Below are 26,434 nucleotides of genomic sequence, written 5' to 3' on the forward strand. Positions count from 1 at the left end.
TGTACTGCTTATTTTTCAGAGAGTCCGGCCATGACCCTTTATGTAAACCTTGCAGACCTACTGGGCACGCGCATCGAGCAGGGGTTTTACCGGCCCGGCGACCGCTTGCCTTCGGTCCGAGCCTTAAGCGCCGAGCACGGTGTGAGCCTGAGCACCGTGCAGCAGGCTTACCGCTTATTGGAGGACAACGGTCTGGCCATACCTCGCCCGAAATCAGGCTACTTTGTGCCGATGGAGCGTGAGCTGCCGGCCCTGCCGGGCATGGGCAAACCTGCCCAGCGGCCCGTAGAAATTTCTCAGTGGGAACAGGTGCTGGAGTTGGTGCGTTCGGTGCCACAAAAGGACGTCATTCAGTTAGGTCGCGGCATGCCCGACGTCACCACGCCCACGTTGAAACCTCTGCTACGCAGCTTGGCGCAGATCAGTCGGCGTCAGGATGCGCCAGGGCTGTATTACGACAATGTGTACGGCGTGCTGGGCCTGCGCGAGGAATTGGCGCGCTTGCTGCTCGACTCGGGCTGCCAGTTGGGTGCCGATGATCTGGTGATTACTACGGGTTGTCATGAAGCGCTGTCCTGCAGCATTCGGGCGGTGTGCGAACCGGGCGATATTGTGGCCGTAGACTCGCCCAGTTTTCACGGGGCCATGCAAACCCTCAAAGGCCTGGGCATGAAGGCGCTGGAAATTCCTACCGACCCGCTGACCGGCATCAGCCTTGACGCCTTGGAGCTGGCACTGGAGCAATGGCCGATCAAGGCCATCCAGCTCACCCCAAGTTGTAATAACCCGCTGGGATACATCATGCCCGAGGCACGCAAGCGGGCGCTTGTGACGCTGGCGCAGCGCTTTGATGTGGCCATTATCGAAGACGATGTGTACGGCGAACTGGCTTACACCTACCCACGTCCGCGCACCATCAAGTCATTCGACGACGATGGCCGCGTGCTGTTGTGCAGCTCGTTTTCCAAGACGTTGGCCCCAGGGTTACGTGTGGGTTGGGTTGCGCCGGGACGCTATCTGGAGCGTGTGCTGCACATGAAATACATCAGCACCGGCTCCACGGCACCCCAGCCGCAACTGGCGGTGGCCGACTTTTTGAAAAACGGGCACTTCGAGCCACATCTGCGCAAAATGCGCACTCAATATCAGCGTAATAGAGACCTGATGCTGGGCTGGGTGAGCCGCTACTTCCCCGCCGGTACTCGCGCCAGCAGGCCCCAGGGCAGCTTTATGCTGTGGCTCGAACTGCCGGAAGGCTTTGACAGTTTGCGCCTCAATCGACTGTTGCTTGGCCAAGGCGTACAGATCGCCGTGGGCAGCATTTTTTCTGCATCGGGCAAGTACCGTAACTGCTTGCGGATGAACTACGCTGCCAAGCCTACGCTTGAGGTTGAAGAAGCCGTGCGTAAGGTCGGGGCCGCGGCGAGCACGCTGTTGATCGACGAGGTTGAACCTGCGCACAGTTGAGCGGGGCATCGCATGCTGAAATCACTCTGCATACTGGCCTTCGCACTGTTATTGGGAGGGTGCAGCACCTTGGATGAACCCCGGCAATCGAGCCAGGCTACGCCTGCGGCGACGTCATCCTTTGGGCGGTCAATCCAGCATCAGGCCGCGGCTTATAATGGCCGCTCGGGTTTTCGCTTGCTGCCCAACAGCAGCGAGGCCTTCCGGGCGCGCGCCGAGCTGATCCGCAGGGCGCAAAGCAGCCTGGATTTGCAGTACTACATTGTCCATGACGGCTTGAGCACTCGCATGCTGGTGGATGAACTGCTCAAGGCGGCAGACCGTGGCGTGCGCGTGCGCATGCTGCTCGATGACACGGCAAGCGATGGGCTGGACGAGATTCTGGCAACGCTGGCAGCCCATCCCAATGTTCAGGTTCGCGTGTTCAACCCGCTGCAACTGGGCCGTAGCACTGGCGTGACCCGGGCTGTGGGTCGTCTGTTCAACCTTTCACGCCAACACCGGCGCATGCATAACAAACTATGGCTGGCCGACAACAGTGCGGCGATTGTCGGCGGACGCAATTTGGGCGATGAGTATTTCGATGCACAGCCTGACCTGAACTTTACCGACATCGATTTGCTGGGCGTTGGCCCGGTGGCCGAACAATTGGGGCATAGCTTCGACCAATACTGGAACAGCGCCCTGAGCCAACCCATTGGCGATTTTGTCTCGACCCGCCTTTCAACTCAGGAGCTGGCACAGGCCCGTGCTGTACTGGAAGCGTCGCTCAAACGGGCGAAACAGAGCAACCCTACGCTCTATCAACAACTGGCCTCGTATGAAACCAATCCGCAGTTGGATGTATGGCGCAAAAACCTTATCTGGGCCTGGAATCAGGCACTTTGGGATGCTCCGAGCAAGGTATTGGCCAAGGATGAGCCTGATCCGCATTTATTGCTGACAACCCAGCTGGCCCCGGATCTGGCGGCGGTGAACAAAGAACTGATTTTAGTCTCAGCCTATTTTGTACCGGGTGAAACAGGCCTGGTGTACCTCACCGGCCGGGCAGACGCTGGCGTCGATGTACGTTTATTGACCAATTCGCTGGAAGCCACCGATGTGCCCGCCGTGCATGGCGGGTACGCACCGTATCGCAAGGCATTGCTTGAGCATGGCGTGAAATTGTTCGAGCTGCGCCGCCAGCCGGGCAGCACCAGCGGCAGCGGGCCCCATTTGTTCAAGACCAGCCTGAGCAGTGACTCCAGCTTGCACAGCAAAGCCATGATCTTCGATCAGCAAAAGTCATTTATCGGCTCATTCAACTTCGACCCGCGTTCCGGATTGTGGAACACCGAGGTCGGCGTGTTGGTTGATAGCCCTGAGCTGGCCGCTCAAGCCCGCGAACTGGCGTTGCAGGGCATGGCCCCCGAGCTCAGTTATGAGGCGATTCTGGAGCAGGGAAACATCGTCTGGGTGACTGAAGACAATGGCCAGTTGCACACCTTGCGCCATGAGCCGGGCAACTGGTGGCGCCGACTTAATGCGTGGTTCAGCAAACGTGTCGGGCTGGAGAAGATGCTCTGAGCACCGGGGGAGTCGGCGAGTTCAAGGCCATAAAAAACCTCGCTTCCCATTGAAGAGAAGCGAGGTTTTCAGGGTACGGCCTTAAACCGCGTTTGGCGATTTTGGACGGCGTACATCCGGTTGCTTCCAGGACTCGGCCATTGATTCGTCGATGGCTTGCTGGATGGATTTTTTACGGTGTTCTTCTGCGCGGCGGCTGAAGAACCACACCAGGAAAGTGACCAGCGAGACGGCCAGCAGAATCAAGCTGGCCACCGCGTTGATCTCGGGTTTAACCCCCAGACGGACCGCCGAGAACACTTCCATCGGCAAAGTCGTCGACCCCGGCCCGGACACAAAGCTGGCCAGAACCAGATCGTCCAGCGACAGGGCAAAGGACATCATTGCCCCTGCTGCCAGCGATGGCGCGATCATCGGAATAGTGATCAGAAAGAACACTTTCCAGGGCTTGGCGCCCAAGTCCATGGCAGCTTCTTCAATCGACAGGTCCAGCTCTCGCAAGCGCGCAGACACCACGACCGCCACATAGGCCGCACAGAACGTTGTGTGGGCGATCCAGATGGTGACGATACCGCGCTCCTGCGGCCAGCCAATCATCTGCGCCATGGCCACGAACAGCAGCAACAGCGAGAGACCGGTGATCACTTCAGGCATCACCAGCGGCGCGGTTACCAACCCACCGAACAACGTGCGGCCCTTGAAGTGCGAGATACGCGTCAGCACAAAGGCCGCCAACGTCCCCAGTGCCACCGCTGCAATCGCCGTGTAAAAGGCGATTTCCAGTGAGCGCATCACCGAGCCCATCAGTTGCGTGTTGTCCAGAAGGCCCGTGTACCACTTCAGCGACCAGCCGCCCCACACCGTCACCAGCTTGGAGGCGTTGAACGAGTAGATCACCAGAATCAGCATCGGCAGGTAGATGAACAACAACCCCGCGACCAACATAAAGCTAGAAAAACGGAAGCGATTCATATCTTGCCCTCCAGTTCTTTAGCCTGGCTGCGGTTGAACAGAATGATCGGCACGATCAGGATTGCCAGCATCACCACGGCAAGCGCGGACGCTACAGGCCAGTCACGGTTGTTGAAGAACTCTTGCCACAACACTTTACCGATCATCAGCGTTTCCGGGCCCCCCAGCAGTTCCGGGATCACGAACTCGCCCACCACCGGAATGAACACCAGCATGCAGCCGGCAATGATGCCGTTTTTAGAGAGCGGGACGGTGATTTTCCAGAAGCTGTTGAAGGTGCTTGAGCCCAAGTCAGACGCCGCTTCCAGCAAACTGTGATCGTGTTTTACCAGGTTGGCGTACAGCGGCAGGATCATGAACGGCAGGTACGAATAAACGATACCGATGTACACCGCGATATTGGTGTTGAGGATCTGCAAGGGTTCGCTGATCCAGCCCATCGACATCAAAAAGCCATTGAGCAGGCCGTTGTTGCTGAGGATGCCCATCCACGCGTAAACGCGGATCAGAATGGCGGTCCAGGTCGGCATCATGATCAGCAGCACCAGTACGGTCTGCATCTCTTTGCGCGCATTGGCAATCGCATAGGCCATCGGAAAGCCGATCAGCAGGCACAGCACCGTGCTGAAGAAGGCCATCTTCAACGAGCCAAGATAAGCAGCGATATACAGCTCATCGTCGCCCAACAAGGCGTAATTGCCGAGGTTCAGCAGGATCTGAATCTTTTGATCAACGTAGCTGTAGATCTCGGTGTAAGGCGGGATCGCCACGTCCGCTTCTGCAAAACTGATCTTCAGAACGATGAAGAACGGCAGCATGAAAAACAGAAACAGCCACAGGAATGGAATCCCGATAACCGCATGGCGGCCACCGGGGATTATTCGATGCAGTCGGCGTTTGAATTTGCGCATGTTCATGAGCGCAATACCACGCCGCTGTCGTCTTCCCACCACACGTAGACTTCGTCGTCCCATGTAGGGCGTGCGCCACGGCGTTCGGCGTTGGCCACGAATGACTGCACCAGCTTGCCGCTTGGCAGCTCGACGTAGAACACCGAATGGCCGCCCAGGTAAGCGATGTCATGCACCTTGCCACGCGACCAGTTGTACTCGTAGGTCGGCTTTTCGGTGGTGACGAGCATTTTTTCCGGGCGAATGGCGTAGGTGATGTGCTTGTCTTCAACCGAAGTGCTGACGCCATGCCCGACGTAGATATCGTTTTCCAGCTCCGGGCAGTCGATGCGCGCGTAACCTTCAGCGTCGTCGACCACTTCACCCTCGAACAGGTTGACGTTACCGATGAACTCGCACACCAAACGGCTGACCGGGGTCTCGTAGATGTCGATCGGGCTGCCGATTTGGGCGATCCAGCCCTGATGCATGATCGCGATGCGCTGGGCCATGGTCATGGCCTCTTCCTGATCATGGGTCACCATGACGCAGGTCACGCCAACGCGCTCGATAATTTCCACCAGCTCCAGCTGCATTTGAGAGCGCAGCTTTTTGTCCAGCGCACCCATCGGCTCATCAAGCAGCAGCAATTTTGGACGCTTGGCCAGGGAGCGGGCGAGGGCGACACGCTGACGCTGACCGCCCGACAACTGGTGCGGCTTGCGCTTGGCATACTGGGTCATGTGCACCAGTTTGAGCATTTCACCGACGCGCGCATCAATCTCGGCATTGGACATTTTGTCCTGCTTGAGACCGAACGCGATGTTCTGGGCCACGGTCATGTGCGGGAACAGGGCGTAGGACTGGAACATCATATTGATCGGCCGCTCATACGGCGGCATATCAGTGATGTCTACGCCATCGAGGAAAATACGGCCTTCTGTTGGGCGCTCGAAACCGGCGAGCATGCGCAGCAAGGTGGATTTGCCCGATCCCGATCCGCCGAGCATGGCGAAAATTTCGCCTTTGTTGATTTCCAGGGACACGTCGTCCACGGCAATCGTCTCGTCGAATTTTTTCGTGACCCGGTCGATTTTGACCAGCACCTGTTTAGGGGTCTGGTCGCCCTCGAGGGCTTTCTTATAGGCGCCGGAGGCAACAGCCATTTACGAAACTCCCAACAAATTTAGCAGCCCGATCAAAAGTGTCGGGCCTTGGATAGGTGGTCTGGCGAGCTATTTGCCCGTTTTGACCTTGGTCCACGTACGCGTCATGAGACGCTGTACTTTCGGCGGCAGTTCGGTCGAAACGTAGGTTTTATCCAGCACCGCTTGTGTGGGGTAAACCGCTTCGTCGGTGCGGATGGACTCGTCCATCACCTTGTCAGCTGCCGGATTAGGATTGGCATAGCCGACATAATCACTGACCTGAGCGATCACCTTGGGGTCCAGCAAGTAGTTGATGAACGCGTGAGCTTCCTTGACGTTGCTGGAGTCTTTGGGAATCGCCAGCATGTCAAACCACAGCGCGCCGCCTTCCTTGGGAAGAATGTAGGCGATGTTGACGCCCTTTTTCGCTTCCTCGGCACGGGACTTGGCCTGGAATACATCACCGGAGAAGCCAATGGCCACGCAGATATTGCCGTTGGCAAGGTCCGAAATATATTTGGACGAGTGGAAATAGGTGACGTAAGGACGCACCGACATCAGGGTTTTTTCAGCTTTTTTGTAGTCTTCCGGGTTGGTGCTGTTGGCATCCAGCCCCAGATAGTTGAGCACGGTTGGCAGCATTTCATCGGCAGAATCAAGGAAGGCCACACCGCACGATTGCAGCTTCTTCATGTTCTCGGGTTTGAACACCACGTCCCACGAGTCGATCGAGTCGACACCCAGCACTTCCTTGACCTTGTCAACGTTGTAACCGATGCCATTGGTGCCCCACAGATAAGGCACGGCATATTGGTTGCCCGGATCGTTCGCTTGGAGGCGCTTGAGCAGGGCCGGGTCCAGGTTTGAATAGTTAGGTAGCTGAGACAGGTCGAGTTTTTGGAACGCGCCCGCTTTAATTTGCTTGCCCAGAAAGTGGTTAGACGGAACGACCACGTCATAACCGGTGCGTCCGGCCAGCAGTTTGCCTTCCAGCGTTTCGTTGGAATCAAATACGTCATACACCGGTTTAATACCGGTGGATTTCTCGAAATCAGCCAGCGTGGTCGGCGCGATGTAGTCCGACCAGTTATAAATATGCACGGTAGGTGCCGCTTGTACGCTGACGGCAAGCGTCAAACCAGCTCCGACCAGCAGGGTCTTGCGAAACAAAGATTTAGACACGTGGTGGTCCTCAAAATAGTTGGGCTTGGGTTGCCCGCGTCACACGGCAGCAGAACCGCCAAAGACAAAACCGGCGCGCAACTTACCCTCGATAAACCGACACAGCAAAGTTTTCTGCAATTAATTGCTGTAAAGCCCTGATTTCTCCGGATTTACTCCTTTTCGTAGTCGCTGCCGCAGGCTGCGATGGGGATCGCAGGTTGTTCGGGGCAACGGGTTGCTTCGCAACCCTTCGCAGCCTTCGGCAGCGACTACAGGGTTTTACTTACCGGATTTGATCTTGGTCCAGCTACGTGTCAACAGCCGTTGAGTGCCAGCCGGCAGGTCGCTGATCGCGTACAGCTTGGCTTTCACTTCGTCCGACGGGTAAATGGCCGGATCGCCCGAAATGTCTTTATCCACCAGTGGTGTTGCGGCCTGGTTGCCGTTCGGGAAGCGCACGCTGTTGGTAATTTCAGCCATCACTTCCGGCTGCAACAGGAAGTTCATGAACTTATAGGCAGCTTCGACGTTTTCAGCATCTTTAGGGATGGCGACCATGTCGTAGAAGCTGCCAGCGCCTTCTTTAGGAATGCTGTAGGCCAGTTTGACTTTGCCACCGGCCTCGGCTGCACGGGTTTTGGATTGCTCAAGATCACCCGAGTAACCCACCGCGACGCAGATGTTGCCGTTGGCCAAGTCGGAGATGTACTTGGAAGAGTGGAAGTAACCCACCGAAGGACGGATCTTCAGGAACAGGTCTTCGGCTTCTTTCAGTTGCTTCTTGTCTTGCGAATCGGTCGGGTAGCCCAGGTAGTGAAGGGCAACCGGGATCATTTCGGTCGGCGAGTCGAGGAAGCTTATGCCGCAGCTTTTGAGTTTGGCTGCGTTCTCGGGTTTGAACAGCACGTCCCAGGAATCGATGGTATCGACGCCCAGAGCCGCTTTGACTTTCTCAGGGTTGTAACCAATGCCGATGGTGCCCCACATGTACGGGAACGCATGTTTGTTACCCGGATCACTGGCATCGCCCACGGCTTTGAGCAACGCAGGGTCGAGGTTCTTCCAGTTAGGCAGCTTGGACTTGTCCAGCTCCTGGTAAACCCCGGCCTTGATCTGCTTGGCCAGAAAATTGTTGGACGGCACGACGATGTCGTAGCCGGACTTGCCCGCCAGCAGCTTGGCCTCAAGGGTTTCATTGCTGTCGAAGACGTCATAGACAACCTTCACACCGCTTTCTTTTTCAAACTTGGCCACGGTGTCTGGCGCGATGTAATCGGACCAGTTGTAAATGTGCAGCACGTTATCTGCCGCGTGTGCCGCCCCAGCCATCACACCCATCAAGGACAGGGCAAGAAGAGTCTTGCCAGCTTTTTTAAAACCTGATGCCTTCATCTGTAATGCTCCAATTGTTCTTTTTAAACCACCGATTCAACGACCTGATCTCAAGGTGGCTAAAGCCGGCGGCTAGTCTGGCAAGATACGGGGCAGGCTTTCAAGGGAAGAGCCTTGATTCTTAAGGCTCTGAACGCATTTACCTACACTAAAGCGGCAGATTTCAGCGCTCAGAGCCAAACCGTCAACCTTGCAATGTTTCCAAGGTCAGATCCAGGCACTGACGCGCCTTGGTCACTAGCTCATCAATCTCGTCTTTGCTGATGACCAGTGGGGGCGCAATGATCATGGTGTCGCCAACGGCACGCATGATCAGTCCGCTGTCGAAGCAGAATTGGCGGCAGATCATGCCGGCACCACGGCCTTCGTAACGTTTACGAGTGGCTTTGTCCTGCACCAGTTCAATGGCACCCAACAGACCTACACCGCGCACTTCACCTACCAGCGGGTGATCGTTCAGCTCACGTAAACGCTTTTGCAAATACGGTGCCGTTTCGTTGTGGGCATTCTCGATAATTTTTTCGTCGCGCAGGATGCGGATATTTTCCAGCGCTACGGCTGCGGCTACCGGGTGACCGGAGTAGGTAAAACCGTGGTTGAAGTCGCCGCCTTCGTTGAGTACGGCCACCACTTCATCGCGCACAATCAGGCCACCCATCGGGATGTAGCCCGAAGTCAGGCCCTTGGCGATGGTCATCATGTCCGGTTTAAGGTCGTAGAAATCGCTACCAAACCACTCACCGGTGCGACCAAAGCCACAGATCACTTCATCGGCCACGAACAGAATGTCGTACTTGGCCAGGATCTCTTTGATACGAGGCCAGTAAGTCTCTGGCGGCACGATCACCCCGCCTGCGCCCTGGATCGGCTCGGCAATAAAGGCACCGACATTGTCCACGCCGAGTTCGAGAATTTTATCTTCGAGCTGGTTGGCAGCCCAGATCCCGAACTCTTCCGGCGACATGTCGCCGCCTTCACCGAACCAGTACGGCTGCGCGATATGGGTGATGCCCGGAATCGGCAAGTCGCCCTGCTCGTGCATATACGTCATGCCACCCAGGCTGGCGCCCGCCACGGTTGAGCCGTGATAGCCGTTCTTGCGGCTGATGATGACTTTTTTGTTTGGCTGGCCCTTGATCGCCCAATAGTGGCGAACCATACGCAGCATGGTGTCGTTGCCTTCGGAACCGGAGCCGGTGAAGAACACATGGTTCATGCCTTCGGGGGCAATTTCGGCAATCACTTTGGCCAGCTCAAGGACAGGCGGGTGAGCGGTCATGAAAAACAGGTTGTAGTACGGCAGTTCGCGCATTTGCTTGCTGGCAGCATCGGCCAGCTCGTCACGTCCGTAACCAATGGCGACACACCACAGGCCGGCCATGCCGTCGAGAATTTTGTGGCCTTCGCTGTCCCACAGGTACACGCCCTTGGCGTGCGTAATAATGCGTGGGCCGACTTCCTTGAGCTGTTTGAAGTCGCTGAACGGTGCCAGATGGTGATCGTTACTCAGATTTTGCCAAGCGAGGGTTTGCGGGTTTTTATTAGTCATACAGCGCTCCTTTATTCAGTTGGGGGGCTGACGTTCCTGACGCCAGCCCCCGGCGTGTCAGACGGCGAACAGCAGGAATTCCCGCTCCCACGAACTGATGACGCGTTTGAAGTTTTCATGCTCGGCACGTTTGACCGCGACGTAACCGGTGATGAATTTGGTGCCCAGGTACTTCTCGACTGTCTTGCTGTTTTCCATCCGCTCCAGCGCGTCTTCGATGGTCAATGGCAGGCGCAGGTTGCGGCGTTCATACCCGCGACCGACCACCGGGGCACTCGGGTTGATGCCTTCGACCATGCCGATGAAACCACACAGCAAGCTGGCGGCAATCGCCAGATACGGATTGGCGTCAGCACCCGGCAAGCGGTTTTCAACCCGGCGGTTTTGCGGCCCGGCGTCCGGTACTCGCAAGCCCACGGTGCGGTTCTCTTCACCCCACTCAACGTTTACCGGTGCAGACGTATCTGGCAGGAAGCGGCGGAAGGAGTTCACATTGGGCGCAAATAAAGGCAGCAGTTCAGGAATGAACTTTTGCAACCCGCCAATATGATTGAGAAACAGCTGGCTCATGGTGCCGTCTTCATTAGAGAAGACGTTTTTGCCGGTCTCGATGTCGATGATGCTCTGGTGCAAGTGCATGGCGCTGCCGGGCTCGCCGGTCATGGGTTTGGCCATGAACGTGGCGGCAACATCGTGCTTGAGCGCGGCTTCACGCATGGTGCGTTTGAACACCAGAATCTGGTCGGCCAGCGACAGTGCGTCACCGTGACGGAAGTTGATTTCCATCTGCGCCGTGCCGTCTTCATGGATCAGGGTGTCCAGATCCAGTTCTTGCAGTTCGCACCAGTCGTAAACATCTTCGAATAGCGGGTCGAATTCGTTGGCGGCTTCAATAGAGAAAGACTGACGACCGGTTTCTGGACGCCCGGAGCGCCCTACTGGCGGCTGCAACGGATAATCCGGGTCGTCGCTGCGCTTGGTCAGGTAAAACTCCATCTCCGGGGCCACAATCGGCTGCCAGCCATGGTCGGCGTAAAGCTTCAGGACCTTTTTGAGCACGTTGCGCGGCGACAGCTCTATCGGGTTGCCCTGTTTGTCGTAGGTATCGTGAATCACCTGAGCCGTTGGCTCTATCGCCCAAGGTACGACAAATACGGCGTTCTGATCAGGACGGCAGATCATATCAATGTCAGCCGGATCGAGAAGTTCGTAATAAATGTCGTCTTCGACGTAGTCGCCCGTCACGGTTTGCAGCAAGACGCTTTCGGGCAGGCGCATGCCTTTTTCGGCAATGAACTTATTGGTCGGCGAGATCTTGCCGCGAGTAATCCCGGTAAGGTCGGCGATCATGCATTCGACTTCTGTGATCTTGTGGTCTTTCAACCAATCGGTGAGCTGGTCGAGGTTGTTACTCATAAATGCCTCTGGGCTGAGTGTCCTGACTTGAATAAGTCAGGGGTTTACTGACGCATCGGCGTCACGTTGTGTTGCGCGCCGCCTGCAGGCATCTCCAAATGCCTGGAAGATGGCGAGATAAAACGGGTTAGAGCTTACCTGCCATTCGGGGTGCCACTGAACCGCTAAAGCAAAAGCCTTGCCGCCTTCGACCGAAACGGCTTCTACCAAACCGTCCGGGGCGGTGGCTTCAACTCGTAAATCAGGAGCCACCTGATCAATACCCTGCGTATGGATCGAGTTGACCTCAAACGACGTCGGCAAGCCTAGACCAGCCAACACGCCGCCGGGGTGAATATGCACTGCATGACTGGGACCGTACTGCACGTCGAGCGGTGCGTCGGCGTCTTCCCGATGCTCGATAAATCCTTCAACTTCATGCAGTTTCTGGTGAAGTGAGCCACCGAGCGCTACATTCAACTCTTGAAAACCGCGGCAAATGCCGAGCACAGGGACACCGGCGGCCAATGCAGCGCGGATCAAGGGGAGGGTGGTGCGATCGCGTTCGGGATCATGCAAGGTGCCAGGCGCGCTGGCGGGGCCGTGATACAAATGAGGCTCGATATTGGACGGTGAACCGGTAAAAAGCAGGCCGTCCAGACCGTCAATAATATCGGCCGGATCAATCAGTTCCGCCAACGAGGGAACAATCAGAGGCAAGCCTTTGGCTGCCACTGCAACAGCTCGCACGTACTTGTCACCCGTGACGTGATAAGGATGCAAACCGATCTGCTTGGTGCAGGCGGTGACGCCGATTAACGGCAGGCGTGGCATGTAGCACCCCGGTATTATTGCTGTTATGGGTTTGAATCGAGCTTAGCCTTGTTCATTTTTTTCCACAACACCCCCGTAAAAAATACTAAACGGCCCGCTCAAGCCTGCGGCAGGCAAGCTTTATTTAAGTGCGAAGCCGCCCTAAAAAGCGTCAAAAATGGCCCTTCGGCGCTTTTTTAGGGCAGAAAATCAGCTGCTTGACTTCGGTAGGGCGTTCGGGTTGACTGAAACCCGTAGCGCTCAATGATTGATATTTTTAACAACAAAGGTGTTGCATCATGTCGGTACCCCCGCGTGCCGTTCAGCTTAATGAAGCGAACGCGTTCCTTAAGGATCATCCTGAGGTTCTGTACGTAGACCTTCTAATTGCGGATATGAATGGTGTGGTGCGCGGTAAGCGCATCGAACGCACCAGCCTCCACAAGGTTTACGAGAAAGGCATCAATTTGCCTGCCTCCTTATTTGCGCTGGATATCAATGGCTCGACCGTAGAAAGCACCGGTCTGGGTCTGGATATCGGTGACGCTGACCGAATCTGTTATCCAATTCCTGACACCCTGTGCAACGAGCCTTGGCAAAAGCGCCCTACCGCGCAATTGCTGATGACCATGCACGAACTAGAAGGTGAACCGTTCTTCGCCGATCCGCGCGAAGTGCTCCGTCAGGTTGTTACCAAATTTGACGATATGGGCCTGACTATCTGCGCCGCCTTCGAGCTGGAGTTCTACCTGATCGACCAGGAGAACGTTAACGGCCGCCCGCAGCCACCCCGTTCGCCGATCTCCGGCAAGCGTCCGCATTCGACCCAGGTTTACTTGATCGACGACCTCGACGAATACGTCGACTGCCTCCAGGACATTCTGGAAGGTGCTAAAGAGCAAGGCATTCCGGCTGACGCCATCGTCAAGGAAAGTGCTCCGGCGCAGTTCGAAGTTAACCTGCACCACGTCGCCGACCCGATCAAGGCGTGCGACTACGCCGTACTGCTCAAACGTCTGATCAAAAACATCGCTTACGACCATGAGATGGACACCACGTTCATGGCCAAGCCTTATCCGGGGCAGGCGGGCAACGGGCTACACGTTCATATTTCGATTCTGGATAAAGAGGGCAAAAATATTTTTGCCAGCGAGGATCCCGAGCAGAACGCCGCATTGCGCCATGCAATCGGCGGTGTGCTGGAGACCCTACCGGCGCAAATGGCGTTCCTGTGCCCTAACGTCAACTCCTACCGTCGTTTCGGCGCACAGTTCTACGTGCCTAATTCGCCGTGCTGGGGCCTGGACAACCGCACGGTTGCCATTCGAGTTCCGACCGGCTCGGCCGACTCGGTGCGTATTGAACACCGGGTCGCCGGTGCCGATGCCAACCCGTATCTGTTGATGGCCTCTGTGCTTGCCGGTATTCACCACGGTTTGACCAACAAGATCGAACCGGGGGCGCCCGTCGAAGGCAACAGCTACGAGCAGAACGAACAAAGCCTGCCAAACAATCTGCGCGATGCGCTGCGCGAGCTGGATGACAGTGAAGTCATGGCCAAATATATCGATCCGAAATACATCGATATCTTTGTAGCCTGTAAAGAGAGTGAGCTGGAAGAGTTTGAACACTCTATCTCCGACCTCGAATACAACTGGTACTTGCATACCGTCTAAGCGATTGCAGTACCTAAAAAACGCCGCTGGTTAACGCTTGCGGCGTTTTTTTGTCTGATAAATAGTCAATTTCTTAAATAATTAAGGAAAAGCCCTACATAAAAAAAGACGGTAAGACTTCAGGATTCGCGCCGTATTTATCTTGCGACGACGGCTCTCCTTATGAAGTTTCACTTACTGCATGCGATGGTTCTTTTACTGGGACTGAGCATGTGTACAAAGGCCTATGCAAATGCCCCCACGTGGAGCTATGCCGGAACCACCGGGCCAGAGCACTGGGCTGAGCTAGACCCTGCTTTCTCGTTATGCCGCTCAGGTAAGGTCCAGTCACCGATCAATATTGACGCCGCCTCGCCTGCAGAGCTGCCATCACTGAATCTCAACTACTCGCCGGGCCCTTCAACCCTTCTGCACAACGGACATAACCTGAACATCAAACCCACTTCACAGGGCTGGATCAGTGTTGGGTCCGATGTTTTCGACTTCCAGAGTGTGTACGTTCAAACACCCAGTGAAGTGCAGATAAACGGCCGAAATTTTCCTCTGGCCGTGTACTTGGAGCACCGCAACCAGGCAGGCCAGTCAATGATGGTGGCCATCCTGTTCGAGATCGGCGCTAAAAATCCGGTATTGGAACGATTTATCTCTTCAATTCCTGCTCAAAGAGGCGACGTCCTGACGCTGGGCCGTTTTGATGCGGAGCAGTTGTACCCTGTTTTGCGCGATTACTATGACTTCATGGGGTCAATGACCACTCCACCTTGCAGCGAAGGCGTCCGCTGGCTGGTCATGAGGACACCTGTGCAGCTATCCGAAGCTCAGCTTAATACCTTTCAGCTGGCGTTCCCGATGAGCGCCCGCCCCATCCAGCCGACCAACAACCGCACCATACAGGTCGGTGGCTAACATCAAACCCGGCTCGTACAATGCCTGCTGCCCCGCAGGAGACAGCCATGACGCGCCCCGCCCTTCCACGCCCTCGCAAACCCCGCGCAGGTAGCCAGAGCCGAATCGACACTATTCTTGATGCGGCCCGTGCATTGCTCGCAGCAGAAGGTGTGAGCAGCCTGTCGATTTACAGCGTGGCCGAACGTGCGGCCATGGCGCCCTCATCGGTTTATCACTTTTTTGCCGGTGTACCGGCTTTGCTCCAGGCGTTGACCGGGGATGTGCATGCGGCGTTTCGCGCGTGCCTTCAAGCACCCATTGCGCATGAGTCATTAAAGAGTTGGCGCGATCTGTCGCAGATCGTCGAGCAACGTATGTTGAAGATATACAGCGACGATGCGGCGGCCCGGCAGTTGATTTTGGCCCAGCACGGGCTGATTGAAGTGACCCGCGCTGATCGCCAGCACGACCTTGAATTGGGCCAGTTAATGCAGGGGTTGTTTACCCGCCATTTTGAATTACCAGCATTGCCGCAGGACGTGGAGGTGTTTGCCTTGGCGATGGCGTTGGGTGACCGGGTGTATGCGCGGTCAATTCAGATTCACGGCGTTATAACTGAGCGCATGGCTGAAGAAGGCTCGCGGGTGGTGGATGCGTATTTGGGGCTGTACTTGCCGCCTTTTTTGCCAAAACGCCAAAGCCCCTCACCCTAACCCTCTCCCGGAGGGAGAGGGGACTAAAAGCAAAAGCAGATCAAGCTCCCTCTCCCTCTGGGAGAGGGTTGGGGTGAGGGCAGAGGGTTTACACGGACTCAAATCAAAACGGCGCATCACCCAAAATAGTCGCGCGGTGCATCACACGGCGATTCGGCCGGTAATCATCAACCGCGTAATGCTGGGTCACACGGTTATCCCAGAACGCGACGTCATTTTCCTGCCAGCGCCAGCGAATGGTGTACTCGGGCCGGGTAGCGTGGGCGAACAGCAATTTCAGAATGGCTTCGCTTTCCGCCTCTGACAGCTCATTGATTTTGGTGGTGAACCCTTCATTGACGAACAGCGACTTTCGCCCACTCACAGGGTGCGTACGAATCACTGGATGCGACAGCGGCGGGTTACTTTTGCGGGTCTGCTCCCAGCGCGCCAAATCTTCAGGCGTTGAACCAAAACGCTCCAGCGGAAAGGACTTGGTGAAATCGTGGGTCGCGGTCAAGCCGTCCAGTAACACCTGCAAAGGTTTGGACAACCCTTCAAACGCTGCGATACCGCTGGCCCACAACGTGTCGCCACCGTATGCCGGCAATTGCTTGGCGCTTAATACTGCGCCCATCGCTGGCGTCGGCAAGAAGGTCACGTCGGTGTGCCATACCGCATTGTCACGCACGTCAGTGACCGCCGTATCCAGCACCAACACCTCGGGCTGTTCAGGCACATTGGGGTAAATCGGGTGAATATGCAGATCACCAAAGTTGGCGGCAAAGCGCGCTTGCTGCTGCGGCGTGATCGACTGGTTTTTGAAGAAAATGACTTGGTGCTCAAGCAACGCCCGTTCAATGGCAGTGCGCTGTTGTTCGGTCAAAGGCAGCGTCAAATCTACGCCGTCAATCTGGGCGCCAAGGGCAGAGCTAAGCGGAGTAATGGTCAGGCTCATGGTGATCTCTTTATCAGCGCGCCGATTGATCAGCGTCGAGTTTTATTAAAAAGGGTTAGTGAGCCTGGCCGTGCCACGGCACCAGCTTGCGTTGCAGGGCGCGCAGGCCCATTTCCATCGCGAAAGCGATGATGGCGATGACCAGAATCCCCAGAACCACCACGTCGGTGACCAGAAATTGCGCTGCCGATTGCACCATGAAGCCCAAGCCGCTAGTGGCAGCGATCAGTTCGGCGGCCACCAATGTCGACCAACCCACCCCCAAACCAATGCGCACACCGGTCAAAATATCCGGCAGGGCGCTGGGCAAGATCACATAGCGAATCAACTGCCAGCGACTTGCCCCTAACGACTGCGCGGCGCGCACTTTGGCCGGATCGACCGTGCGTACGCCGGTGGCGGTGGCAATGGCGATCGGGGCGAAAATCGCCAAATAGATCAGCAACACTTTCGACAGTTCGCCAATGCCGCACCAAATCACGATCAGCGGCAGGTAAGCCAACGGCGGAATAGGTCGGTAAAACTCGATCAGCGGATCGAAAATGCCTCGCGCGATACGGTTATGACCAATGGCTATACCGACCGGCACAGCCGTTAAAATCGCAAACCCCAGACCCAGACCGATACGGGTCAAGCTCGCGCCCAAGTGCTGCCACAAAGTGGCGTCCATGTATCCGGTGGTGGCCAGCAACCAGCCTTTTTCCAGCACGGCAGAGGGCGGTGGCAAAAACAGCGGTTCAATCAAACCCGCCGCTGTGACGGCCCACCACGTGCCGATCAATGTCAGCAGGGTCAGCACGCTTATCCAGCGTGTGCTCAGGCTTCGTTTGTTCGGGCGCGGCGTGTGGGCAGCGACAATCGGGGCGGACGGTGCCGCTTCATAGGTACTCATGCGCGCTCCTGCCACTGGGCGGCACCGCGTTGTGAAAACACACGCTCCAGCACGTGCTCGCGGGTTTCGATAAAACGAGGATCGGACTTGATTGAGCGCGCCGACTCGCCAGCGTTGTAACGCTGGCCGAAGTCCAGCGTCAGGCGCTCAACGATACGCCCCGGATTCGGTGCCAGCAGAATTAAGTCAGTCGCCAGAAACACGGCTTCTTCGATGTCGTGGGTAATCAAAAAAACTGGTTTGTCGGTGCGTTTGCACACTTGCAGCAGCAGTTCTTGCATCTGTTCACGGGTGAAGGCATCGAGTGCGCCGAAGGGTTCGTCCATCAGCAACACACGTGGATCAGCCGCCAAGGCGCGAGCCAGACCGACACGTTGTTTTTGACCGCCGGACAACTCCCACACACGACGCTGTTCGAAGCCCGACAAGTCCACCAGGGCCAACATTTCACGAGCGCGAATGTCACGTTTGTTGCGCGGTACACCGGCCAGTTCAAGGCCGAAGGCCACGTTGGCCAGCACGTCCTGCCAAGGCAGCAGCACATCATCTTGAAACACCACGCCGCGTTCAGCGCTTGGGCCTTTGACCGGGGCGCCATCGAGGGTGATGCGCCCGGCACTTGGCTCAACAAAGCCGGCAATCAAATTCAGCAGCGAGGTTTTGCCGCTGCCCGAAGGGCCGAGTGCGACCAGCAGTTGCTGAGGACCCAGGTTGACGGAAATATCCGACAGCACTGGCTCAGCTGCGCCTGGGTACTGTGCGCTGATGCGCTCCAGTGATAACAAGGCCATGACGGTCGACTCCTGTGCGGCAAAAAAGAATTAATTAACAAACGTGGCGTTAACCGCCGGGGCGTAGTCCGGCAGCACAGCGTCGACCTTTTTTTGCTCTTTCAGGAACGCGGCCGTATCGGCCAGGGCTTTGCTGGTTGGAGCGCCCAGCAATACCGCTTGATCTGCAGCCAGCGGGTACACGTTGCCTTGCAGCAGCAACGGAATGTCGGCTGCTTTAGCGCCCGAGAGTTTCACCACTTTGTCGATGTTGCCCTGATTGGCCAGCCAGGCTTTCGGGTCTTTGTTGTAGTCGGCGTATGCATCCAGGGTCACTTTGGCAAAGGCCTTGACCACCTCAGGATGCTTGGCAGCGAAGTCCTTGCGCACAATCCAGGCGTCAAAGGTCGGTGCGCCCAGCTTGCCCAGTTCACCCGACGTGATCAGCACTTTGCCGTTTTCCTTGGCGGTGCCCAGGGCCGGGTCCCATACATAAGTCGCATCGATATCGCCGCGCTTCCAGGCCGCCACAATGGCTGGCGGGGCGAGGTTGAGAATGGTCACTTTGGAAGGGTCGATGTTCCAGTGCTTCAGCGCCGCCAGCAGGCTGTAGTGGCCAGTTGAAACAAACGGCACAGCAACCTTCTTGCCGACCAGATCCTGTGGGCTGTTAATGCCCGAGCCGTCGCGCGCCACCAGCGCTTCAGAGCCACCAAGCTGGGTGGCAATCAAAAACGTTTCAACCGGCACATTGCGGGTGATCGCGGCGGTCAAAGGGCTGGAACCCAGATAAGCGATTTGCACATCACCGGAGGCGATGGCCGCAATGATGTCGGCGCCGTTATCAAACTTGCGCCATTTGATGTTGGCGCCAGTGGCCTGTTCGTAAGCGCCGTCCGCTTGAGCCACTTTGGCCGGGTCGGCTGAAGTCTGGTAAGCCACGGTGACATCTGGGGCGGCCTGCACGAAGAAGCTGGCACCTGCCAGGGATAAAGCAGCCAAAAGGCGTAGGGGAGAACGCAAATTCATGGTGTAGCTCCTCGGCAGGCGGCCGGATATCGGCAGAACGCGAGGTTAAATGATCTAAGAACGAGTAAATAAATAACTTTTAAGCATTAGCTTATAAAGTTCTGACGCCTTGTTAAGCACGTGCGCGCACACGAGCAGTTATAGGGCTGACGCCTGCAAGTAGCATTTCCATAGAAGAAATGCTGTGAGTCATCTTAAAAATTTAATAAAAATCTGTTTAAGGATTAGACCAAAGCTCTATAGCATTCGCGCGCCATAGCGTAGGAAATATCCTACATATACCCGTTAGTTATGAAGAATTTAGAAATAATTCTTTTTGGGTTTATAAAATTGCCTTTACCCTGCGCACACCTGTCAACCGACTAGACGATAGTCGTAGACACGATTGGTGACGATTGACTTGCCAGTCACTGTCTGGCGCTAATCGCGCATCTATAGCACTCGGACGTTAGATCCGAGGCTAAAGAACTACAAAAATTAGAAATACAAAGGAGCAACACCATGAACAAGTCCACCTTGGCCATCGCTGTGGCCGTAGGTTTGTTGGCGCAGCAAGCGAATGCAGCTGGCTTCATCGAAGACAGTAAAGCCACGCTAAAACTGCGTAACTTCTATATCAACAACGATAACCGCGACTCGGGCACTGCCAAGAACGCCAACTATCAAGAAGAGTGGGGCCAAGGCTTCCAGCTGGATTTCACCTCCGGCTTTACTCAAGGCACCGTAGGTTTTGGTGTTGATGCCATTGGCTTGCTGGGCGTGCGTCTGGATTCGGGCAAAGGCCGTCACGGCAACCCGGCCAGCAGCAACTACGGCGGCACGGTTTTCCCGACGGACAGCGATGGCCGTGCGGTGAGCGACTTCTCCAGCTTGGGCCTGACTGCCAAAGCCAAAATCTCTCAGACTGAATTGCGCTACGGCACACTGATGCCAAAACTGCCGGTTGTTTCGTACAACGACGGTCGTTTGCTGCCGCAGACATTTGAAGGTGGGCAGATCACCTCCAACGAGTTCAAGGACTTGACCTTGATCGGCGGTCAGATCGAACACGCCAAGGGTCGTAACTCCAGCAACAATGAAGAGCTGTCGATTGCAGGCGCCAACAATGCCCGCACCGGTGAGTTCAGCAACAAGTTCCTGTATGGCGGTGCCGACTACAAGCTCAACAAAGATCTGTTGTTGCAGTACTACTACGGCAATTTGAAAGATTTCTACAAACAGCATTTCCTGGGGCTGACTCACAACTGGGCAATTGGTCCGGGCGTGCTGAAATCTGATCTGCGTTACTTCCACAGCACTGACGACGGCAAGAATGGCAGCGATCCGGCCTACTACTCGTCGGGCGATTACCGTGGCCAGGTCAGCGGCAAAGGCAAGGTCGACAACAACCTGCTCAGCGGTCTGTTCTTGTACTCGGTGGAAGGCCATACCTTCGGTGCCGGTTATCAAGTCAGCAACGGCAGCAGCGACTTCCCTTGGCTGAACCAGGGCGACGGCTCGTCGGCTTACATCATCACTGACATGCAAATCTCCAAGTTCGCCCGCGCTGGCGAGCGGACCTGGCAGGCACGTTACTCCTATGACTTTGCCAAACTGGGCGCACCTGGCCTGACTGCGGGCCTTGTTTACCTGCGTGGCGATAATATCGACACCGTGGGTAGCGCAGGACAAGTCACAGGCACTGGCCGCTCCGAATGGGAACGCGACATTACCCTGGCCTACGTGGTTCAGGACGGTCCATTGAAAAATCTCGGTGTGATGTGGAAAAACGCCATGTGGCGCAACGATATTCCGTCGACTCGCGATCAGGACGAAAACCGTCTGATCGTCAGCTACTCGATCCCGTTGTTGTAAGCCGGCTGTAGCAAAAGGTTAGAAAAATCCTGCCCGGCGCAATGCCGGGCAGGGTGTTTACCGAAGACCGAATCGATCAATTCGCAACACATTCAAATGTCGCAGCTCCCTGCCGCTCCCCTTGCCTAAACCTGACTCAAGAGTGAACCGCAGGCAGAGGTGCGTCCAATGAAACACTTTTTAATATGCGATTTGAGTATAAATAAATCGATATATATTCTTTTTAAATAGTTTTTGCTGCAGGCACAGTAAGCCCATCACGCCCTGCCAATCCCTATAAAAAGGAGCTGCACCATGAGCCTCAGACTTGGCGACATCGCCCCCGATTTCCAACAGGATTCCAGTGCGGGTCCGATTCAGTTCCATGAATGGCTGGGCGACAGTTGGGGCGTTCTGTTTTCGCACCCTGCGGACTTCACGCCGGTGTGCACCACTGAGTTGGGCTTTACCGCCAAGCTTAAGGATGAATTTGCTAAACGCGGCGTGAAAGCCATCGCACTGTCGGTTGACCCCGTGGACTCCCACCACAAATGGATTGGCGACATCAATGAAACCCAGAATACGGTGGTCAACTTTCCGATCCTGGCCGATGCTGATCGCAAGGTAAGCGACCTCTACGACCTGATTCATCCCAATGCCAGCGACACCCTGACCGTGCGCTCGCTGTTCGTGATTGACCCGAACAAAAAAATCCGTCTGACCATCACCTACCCGGCCAGCACCGGTCGCAACTTCAATGAAATTTTGCGGGTGATTGATTCGCTACAACTCACCGACAACTTCAAAGTCGCCACCCCGGCCAACTGGCAGGACGGTGACGACGTGGTGATCGTTCCGTCGCTCAAGGATGAGAAGGAGATCAGTCAGCGCTTCCCAAAAGGTTACACAGCCGTGAAGCCGTACCTGCGCCTGACTCCACAGCCGAACAAATAACGCCTTCTATCCCGTAGCAGCTGCCGCAGGCTGCGTCCGGCGGCGTAGCCGTCGTAATAGCTACTATCCGGTCTGTCAGATGAACATCGGGCTCAGGCTTTACGATCGCTACGCAATCGGACGCAGCCTTCGGCAGCTGCTACGGACTGAGTAAGTCTTCAAGTGCAACAGGGTTTGGGCCGTCTCGACGGCCTTTTTTTATAAACATTAAATGTTACAAAAAACCCGCTCATTGCTATACGTAATAATCATTCTCAAATAGTATTCGGGCGCATCCGCATTCAGAGACTCGCCGCCTTGAAAACTTTCTTGCCCGTTTCAGCCCTGCTGACCGTTGTATGGGCCGTCACACCTGCCGCTTTTGCCGACCCTCTGACGCTGCCCAAGACTGACGTGCAAGCCAGTGCCCAGAGCGACGCTTCGACGTCCGGCTACCAGCAGCCGGTGGACAGCAGCACCACGCGACTGGGCCTTACGCCCAAGGAAACGCCTCAAGGCGTGACCAGCCTTTCCCGCGAACAGTTGAATGATTTCAACCTCAACAGCGTCAAGGACGCGCTGCGCAGCGCACCTTCCGTGACGGTCGAACAATACGAAACCGACCGCACCAACTTCACATCGCGCGGGTTCGACATCAACAACTTTGAATACGATGGCATAGGCGCGCCCTTCAGTGCCGGGTTGCTGAGTGGCGACCTGGACATGGCCGAATATCAGCAAGTCGACATCCTCCACGGCGCCAACGGGTTGATGAGCGGCACCGGCAACCCCTCGGCCACGGTCAACTTCATCCGCAAGCGACCCACCTACACCCCGCAAGCCCAGGTAAAAGTCTCTGCGGGCTCGTGGGATACACGCCGCATTGACCTCGACGTCTCCGGGCCGTTGACCGACAGCGGCAACGTACGCGGACGTTTTATCTACGCCAATGAAACCGGTAACTCCTACCTCGATCGTTACTCGCGGGAGAAAAACGTGCTCAGCGGCATGCTGGCGTTTGACCTGTCCGAAGCGGACACCCTCACCGTCGGCCTTTCAGACAGCAAGAGCAATTCCAATGGCAGCAGTTGGGGCGGGCTTCCGCTGACCGATTACCAAGGCAACCTGATCCACTACAGCCGACGCGGTTCCAACGTGGGGCAGAACTGGAGCTACTGGGACGTGCATACCCTGCGCGCGTTCGCTGAACTGACCCACGACTTCGGCAATGGCTGGAAGAGCAAGCTGAACGTTACCGCAGTCGATCAGCGTCAGTCGGCCAATATGTACTACTTGATGGCGGGTGATGAAAGCCAGCCCTGGCTGGCTGACCCAAGCCACACCAACGCCGATGAAAAACAATTGCTGGGTGAAGCTCAACTCAGCGGCCCCTTCAGTCTGGGCGGTCGCGAGCATGAGTTGACGGTGGGCGTGGATTACGGACGTTCGCGTCATAAAGAGCGCGGCTACTACAACAGTGTTGACGAGTTTATGCCCGCTGATTTGGGCCAGACCTTGAGCGGCAACGTGCCCAAGCCCGATTTGTCGTACACCGACGACGACACCAAAATGGCCAACTTCACCGACCGCCAAAAAAGTATCTATGCCGGGGCGCGTTTCAGCCTGACGGATAAACTGCACTGGATTGCCGGTGCACGCATGCTCAGTGTCGACAGCGATGGCACCGATTACGGCCCGCCCCGGGATGTGCGTATTCACGGCAAAGTCACGCCCTACACCGGGCTGGTCTATGACCTCAACGATCAGTACTCGGTCTACGCCAGCTACACCAAAATCTTCAACCCGCAATACGTGATAGACGCGCAGAGCAAGGTGCTCGCGCCGCTGGAAGGCAAAAGCTATGAAGTCGGGGTCAAAGGCAGCTTGCTGGATGAGCAACTGGACGTCTCGGCGGCGGTATTCAAAACCGATCAACGCAATGTCGCCGAAGCCACCGGCGAGATGATCGGCACTCAGTCGGTCTACCAGAGTGAAAACTTTAAAAGCCGAGGCGTGGAGCTGGAAGCCAGCGGCCAGTTGGCGCCGGGATTACAGGTACAAGGCGGCTACAGCTATGTCCACATCGAAGACCCGGATGGCGAAAAAGCCCGTCAATACATACCGACCCACACCGTGCGTACCAGCCTGACCTATCAATTACCGCATATGCCCAAGGCCAAGGTCGGCACCCGCGTGGCTTGGCAAAGCGCCATACAAGTGGATGGCGACAGCCGCATTCGCCAGAACGCCTACGCATTGGTGGATCTGATGGCCAGCTACGACATCGACACACACTGGAGCACGTCGTTAAACCTCAACAACGTCAGCAACCGCAAATACCTGATGAGCCTGTACAGCGGGGGTTCGGGTTTCTATGGCCCGTCGCGCAACGTCACCGCGTCGTTGAGTTACAACTTCTGACCTCAACCTTGTAGTCACGGGGGGAACGCATTACTCGTAGCAGCTGACGAGTAATGCGAGGCTGCGTTCGGCGGCGCAGCCGTCGTGAAACCTTCCATTTGGGATGTCAGACACATCTCGTTCCTAGACCTAGCGACGATTGCATCGTCGAACGCAGCCTCGCGTTGCTCGTCAGCTGCTACAAGGCTCGCGCCACCGCTTATGCATTCACGGAATAAACAAATGAATAAATATGATTTATAGATATATAAATCACCTGATATGGTCACCTCACTTAAGCGAAAACGCTGACAGCAATTTGCACTAATTCATTCAAGGAATTGCCTAGATGCTGGTCGTGACACTCGGAGGAAGCCCCAGCCAACGATCCCGCTCCGGGGTGTTGCTGGATCGCGCTAAAAGCTGGCTCAACCAGCAGGGCGTCGAAGTGGTGAGCTATCAAGTTCGTGACTTCCCGGCTGAAGATTTGCTGCATGCCCGCTTTGACAGCCCCCACATCATCAACCTGTTAGCGCAGATTGAGCGTGCAGATGGCTTGGTTATCGCCACGCCGGTCTACAAAGCTTCATTTAGCGGTGCCCTGAAAACGGTGCTCGATTTGCTGCCCGAGCGTGCACTGAGCCACAAAGTGGTCTTGCCCATCGCCACTGGCGGCAGCATCGCCCACATGCTGGCGGTGGATTACGCGCTCAAACCCGTGCTGTCAGCACTAAAAGCCCAGGAAATGCTGCACGGCATCTTTGCCGAGGACAGCCAGATTGCCTACGGCGAAGGCAGCGCCCAAGCCCAGCTGGTGCCGGTGCTGGAACAACGCCTGAACGAGTCTCTGGAGCACTTTTACAGTGCGCTGGCTCGCCGTCCCAAACCGCTGGACCCGAATATTCTCAACGAGCGTCTGATCACGTCTCGCTGGAGCATCTGAGCGCAACACCCTCACCTTACTGAACCGCTAACGGCTCGGCAGGTGCTACCCGAATCTCGAATAACAAAAGGAGAGCGCCATGCGCCCTGTCATTTTGCGTCGTGGTCTGGTCGCCCTGTTCGTGGCGGCAGTGTCCCTCGGCGTTACCCTGCAAGCTCAAGCCGACACCGTACGCATCGGTTACCAGAAATACGGCACGCTGTTACTGCTCAAGACCAAAGGCACGCTGGAAAAGCGTCTGGCCGAGCAAGGCGTTGACGTGCAATGGACCGAATTTCCCGGCGGCCCGCAACTGCTTGAAGGCTTGAACGTAGGCTCAATCGACTTCGGCGTCACCGGCGAAACTCCACCGGTATTTGCTCAGGCGGCCGGGGCTGATTTGCTCTACGTCGCTTATGAACCACCGGCGCCGACCAGCGAAGCGATTCTGGTGCCCAAGGATTCGCCGATCACGTCGGTGAAAGACCTTAAAGGTAAAAAAGTCGTACTGAACAAAGGCTCCAACGTGCATTACCTGTTGGTGCGCGCCCTTGAGGATGCTGGTCTTAAATACTCCGACATCCAGACAGTCTTCCTGCCGCCTGCCGATGCTCGTGCTGCGTTCGAGCGCGGCAGTGTCGATGCTTGGGTGATCTGGGACCCGTACCAGGCCGCCGTTGAACAACAACTGCACGCACGCACGCTGCGTGATGCCAGCGGCATCGCTGACAACCATCAGTTTTATCTGGCCACCAAGCCCTTTACCGAGCAGCACCCCAAGGTGATCGAAACCCTGGTTGATGAAGTGCGCAATGTCGGTGAGTGGGCCAAAAGCAACCCTGAAGACGTGACGAAGCAAGTGGCACCGATTCTCGGCCTGTCGCCTGAGATCACCCTCACAGCGGTTAAACGCCAAGGCTACGGCGCGCAGTTTCTGACCCCGGAAGTGGTCAACGCGCAGCAAAAAATCGCTGACACCTTTCACCAGCTCAAGTTGATTCCCAAGCCGCTGGTGATCAAAGACGTGATCTGGACCCCACCGGCCGCTGTGGCCAACGCTAACTAACGCTTGCAGAACCCTATTT

Annotated in this window: 22 protein-coding genes; 10 read left to right on the forward strand and 12 right to left on the reverse strand. The window is 56.2% G+C overall.

What is annotated here, in order from left to right; genetic code table 11:
- The first annotated feature begins 30 nt into the window (after positions 1-30).
- The gene (locus GHN86_RS02650) at positions 31-1,467 is read left to right on the forward strand and encodes a PLP-dependent aminotransferase family protein (protein ID WP_153377527.1); all 1,437 of its coding nucleotides are present in this window, start codon (positions 31-33) and stop codon (positions 1,465-1,467) included.
- A 12-nt stretch (positions 1,468-1,479) separates the two neighbouring features.
- Complete coding sequence (locus GHN86_RS02655; protein ID WP_153386084.1) at positions 1,480-3,033, forward strand: phospholipase D family protein; 1,554 nt, start codon at positions 1,480-1,482, stop codon at positions 3,031-3,033.
- Positions 3,034-3,114: 81 nt separating this feature from the next.
- Here GHN86_RS02655 and GHN86_RS02660 read toward each other — a convergent pair whose 3' ends face one another.
- From GHN86_RS02660 to GHN86_RS02695, 8 genes are all read right to left on the reverse strand, one after another.
- Entirely contained in the window at positions 3,115-4,005 is an 891-nt protein-coding gene (locus GHN86_RS02660; RefSeq protein WP_153377529.1) for an ABC transporter permease subunit, read from the reverse strand.
- A complete protein-coding gene (locus tag GHN86_RS02665; protein WP_199750890.1) occupies positions 4,002-4,883 on the reverse strand; it encodes an ABC transporter permease subunit in 882 nt (293 codons plus the stop codon). The genes GHN86_RS02660 and GHN86_RS02665 overlap by 4 nt, the downstream gene beginning before the upstream one ends.
- Before the next feature lie 35 nt (positions 4,884-4,918).
- On the reverse strand, positions 4,919-6,061 hold the full coding sequence (gene potA, locus GHN86_RS02670; protein ID WP_153377531.1) for a polyamine ABC transporter ATP-binding protein: 1,143 nt from the start codon (positions 6,059-6,061) through the stop codon (positions 4,919-4,921).
- Between the two features lie 69 nt (positions 6,062-6,130).
- Positions 6,131-7,225, reverse strand: coding sequence for a polyamine ABC transporter substrate-binding protein (locus GHN86_RS02675; protein ID WP_323369947.1), 1,095 nt, complete (start codon positions 7,223-7,225; stop codon positions 6,131-6,133).
- Between the two features lie 261 nt (positions 7,226-7,486).
- The gene (locus GHN86_RS02680) at positions 7,487-8,599 is read right to left on the reverse strand and encodes a polyamine ABC transporter substrate-binding protein (protein WP_153377532.1); all 1,113 of its coding nucleotides are present in this window, start codon (positions 8,597-8,599) and stop codon (positions 7,487-7,489) included.
- Positions 8,600-8,783: 184 nt separating this feature from the next.
- A complete protein-coding gene (locus tag GHN86_RS02685) occupies positions 8,784-10,148 on the reverse strand; it encodes an aspartate aminotransferase family protein (RefSeq protein WP_153377533.1) in 1,365 nt (454 codons plus the stop codon).
- A gap of 57 nt (positions 10,149-10,205) precedes the next feature.
- A complete protein-coding gene (locus tag GHN86_RS02690; RefSeq protein ID WP_153377534.1) occupies positions 10,206-11,564 on the reverse strand; it encodes a glutamine synthetase family protein in 1,359 nt (452 codons plus the stop codon).
- A 36-nt stretch (positions 11,565-11,600) separates the two neighbouring features.
- Positions 11,601-12,377, reverse strand: a complete 777-nt coding sequence (locus tag GHN86_RS02695) for a gamma-glutamyl-gamma-aminobutyrate hydrolase family protein (RefSeq protein ID WP_153377535.1) — start codon at positions 12,375-12,377, stop codon at positions 11,601-11,603.
- Between the two features lie 278 nt (positions 12,378-12,655).
- Between GHN86_RS02695 and GHN86_RS02700 the strand changes: the two genes are divergently transcribed.
- The 3 genes from GHN86_RS02700 (at position 12,656) to GHN86_RS02710 (ending at position 15,633) form a co-directional block, all read left to right on the forward strand.
- Positions 12,656-14,032 carry a glutamine synthetase family protein gene (locus tag GHN86_RS02700; RefSeq protein ID WP_153377536.1) on the forward strand — a complete coding sequence of 459 codons (1,377 nt, stop codon included), beginning with the start codon at positions 12,656-12,658 and terminating at the stop codon, positions 14,030-14,032.
- A 162-nt stretch (positions 14,033-14,194) separates the two neighbouring features.
- Positions 14,195-14,938 carry a carbonic anhydrase gene (locus GHN86_RS02705; protein WP_153386086.1) on the forward strand — a complete coding sequence of 248 codons (744 nt, stop codon included), beginning with the start codon at positions 14,195-14,197 and terminating at the stop codon, positions 14,936-14,938.
- Between the two features lie 47 nt (positions 14,939-14,985).
- On the forward strand, positions 14,986-15,633 hold the full coding sequence (locus GHN86_RS02710; RefSeq protein ID WP_153377538.1) for a TetR/AcrR family transcriptional regulator: 648 nt from the start codon (positions 14,986-14,988) through the stop codon (positions 15,631-15,633).
- 103 nt (positions 15,634-15,736) lie between these two features.
- Here the strand turns inward: GHN86_RS02710 and tauD are convergent, their stop codons facing one another.
- Genes tauD through tauA form a run of 4 tightly spaced genes read right to left on the reverse strand, consistent with a single transcriptional unit; the run spans position 15,737 to position 19,261 of the window.
- Complete coding sequence (tauD, locus tag GHN86_RS02715) at positions 15,737-16,570, reverse strand: taurine dioxygenase (RefSeq protein WP_153377539.1); 834 nt, start codon at positions 16,568-16,570, stop codon at positions 15,737-15,739.
- Between the two features lie 55 nt (positions 16,571-16,625).
- The gene (gene tauC, locus GHN86_RS02720; protein WP_153377540.1) at positions 16,626-17,462 is read right to left on the reverse strand and encodes a taurine ABC transporter permease TauC; all 837 of its coding nucleotides are present in this window, start codon (positions 17,460-17,462) and stop codon (positions 16,626-16,628) included.
- Positions 17,459-18,253, reverse strand: coding sequence for a taurine ABC transporter ATP-binding subunit (gene tauB / locus GHN86_RS02725; protein WP_153377541.1), 795 nt, complete (start codon positions 18,251-18,253; stop codon positions 17,459-17,461). Before tauB ends, tauC begins: the two co-directional genes overlap by 4 nt.
- Positions 18,254-18,283: 30 nt before the next feature.
- A complete protein-coding gene (gene tauA / locus GHN86_RS02730; protein ID WP_153377542.1) occupies positions 18,284-19,261 on the reverse strand; it encodes a taurine ABC transporter substrate-binding protein in 978 nt (325 codons plus the stop codon).
- Between the two features lie 501 nt (positions 19,262-19,762).
- Between tauA and GHN86_RS02735 the strand changes: the two genes are divergently transcribed.
- From GHN86_RS02735 to GHN86_RS02755, 5 genes are all read left to right on the forward strand, one after another.
- Entirely contained in the window at positions 19,763-21,115 is a 1,353-nt protein-coding gene (locus GHN86_RS02735; RefSeq protein WP_153377543.1) for an OprD family porin, read from the forward strand.
- 294 nt (positions 21,116-21,409) lie between these two features.
- The gene (locus GHN86_RS02740) at positions 21,410-22,048 is read left to right on the forward strand and encodes a peroxiredoxin (RefSeq protein WP_153377544.1); all 639 of its coding nucleotides are present in this window, start codon (positions 21,410-21,412) and stop codon (positions 22,046-22,048) included.
- Positions 22,049-22,345: 297 nt separating this feature from the next.
- The gene (locus tag GHN86_RS02745) at positions 22,346-24,448 is read left to right on the forward strand and encodes a TonB-dependent siderophore receptor (RefSeq protein ID WP_228384840.1); all 2,103 of its coding nucleotides are present in this window, start codon (positions 22,346-22,348) and stop codon (positions 24,446-24,448) included.
- A 328-nt stretch (positions 24,449-24,776) separates the two neighbouring features.
- Positions 24,777-25,370 carry an NADPH-dependent FMN reductase gene (gene ssuE / locus GHN86_RS02750; protein WP_153377545.1) on the forward strand — a complete coding sequence of 198 codons (594 nt, stop codon included), beginning with the start codon at positions 24,777-24,779 and terminating at the stop codon, positions 25,368-25,370.
- 79 nt (positions 25,371-25,449) lie between these two features.
- Positions 25,450-26,415 carry a sulfonate ABC transporter substrate-binding protein gene (locus tag GHN86_RS02755; protein ID WP_153386088.1) on the forward strand — a complete coding sequence of 322 codons (966 nt, stop codon included), beginning with the start codon at positions 25,450-25,452 and terminating at the stop codon, positions 26,413-26,415.
- Positions 26,416-26,434: the final 19 nt, after the last annotated feature.

It is taken from the genome of Pseudomonas helleri (genome assembly GCF_009600315.1).
Classification (GTDB): domain Bacteria; phylum Pseudomonadota; class Gammaproteobacteria; order Pseudomonadales; family Pseudomonadaceae; genus Aquipseudomonas; species Aquipseudomonas helleri_A.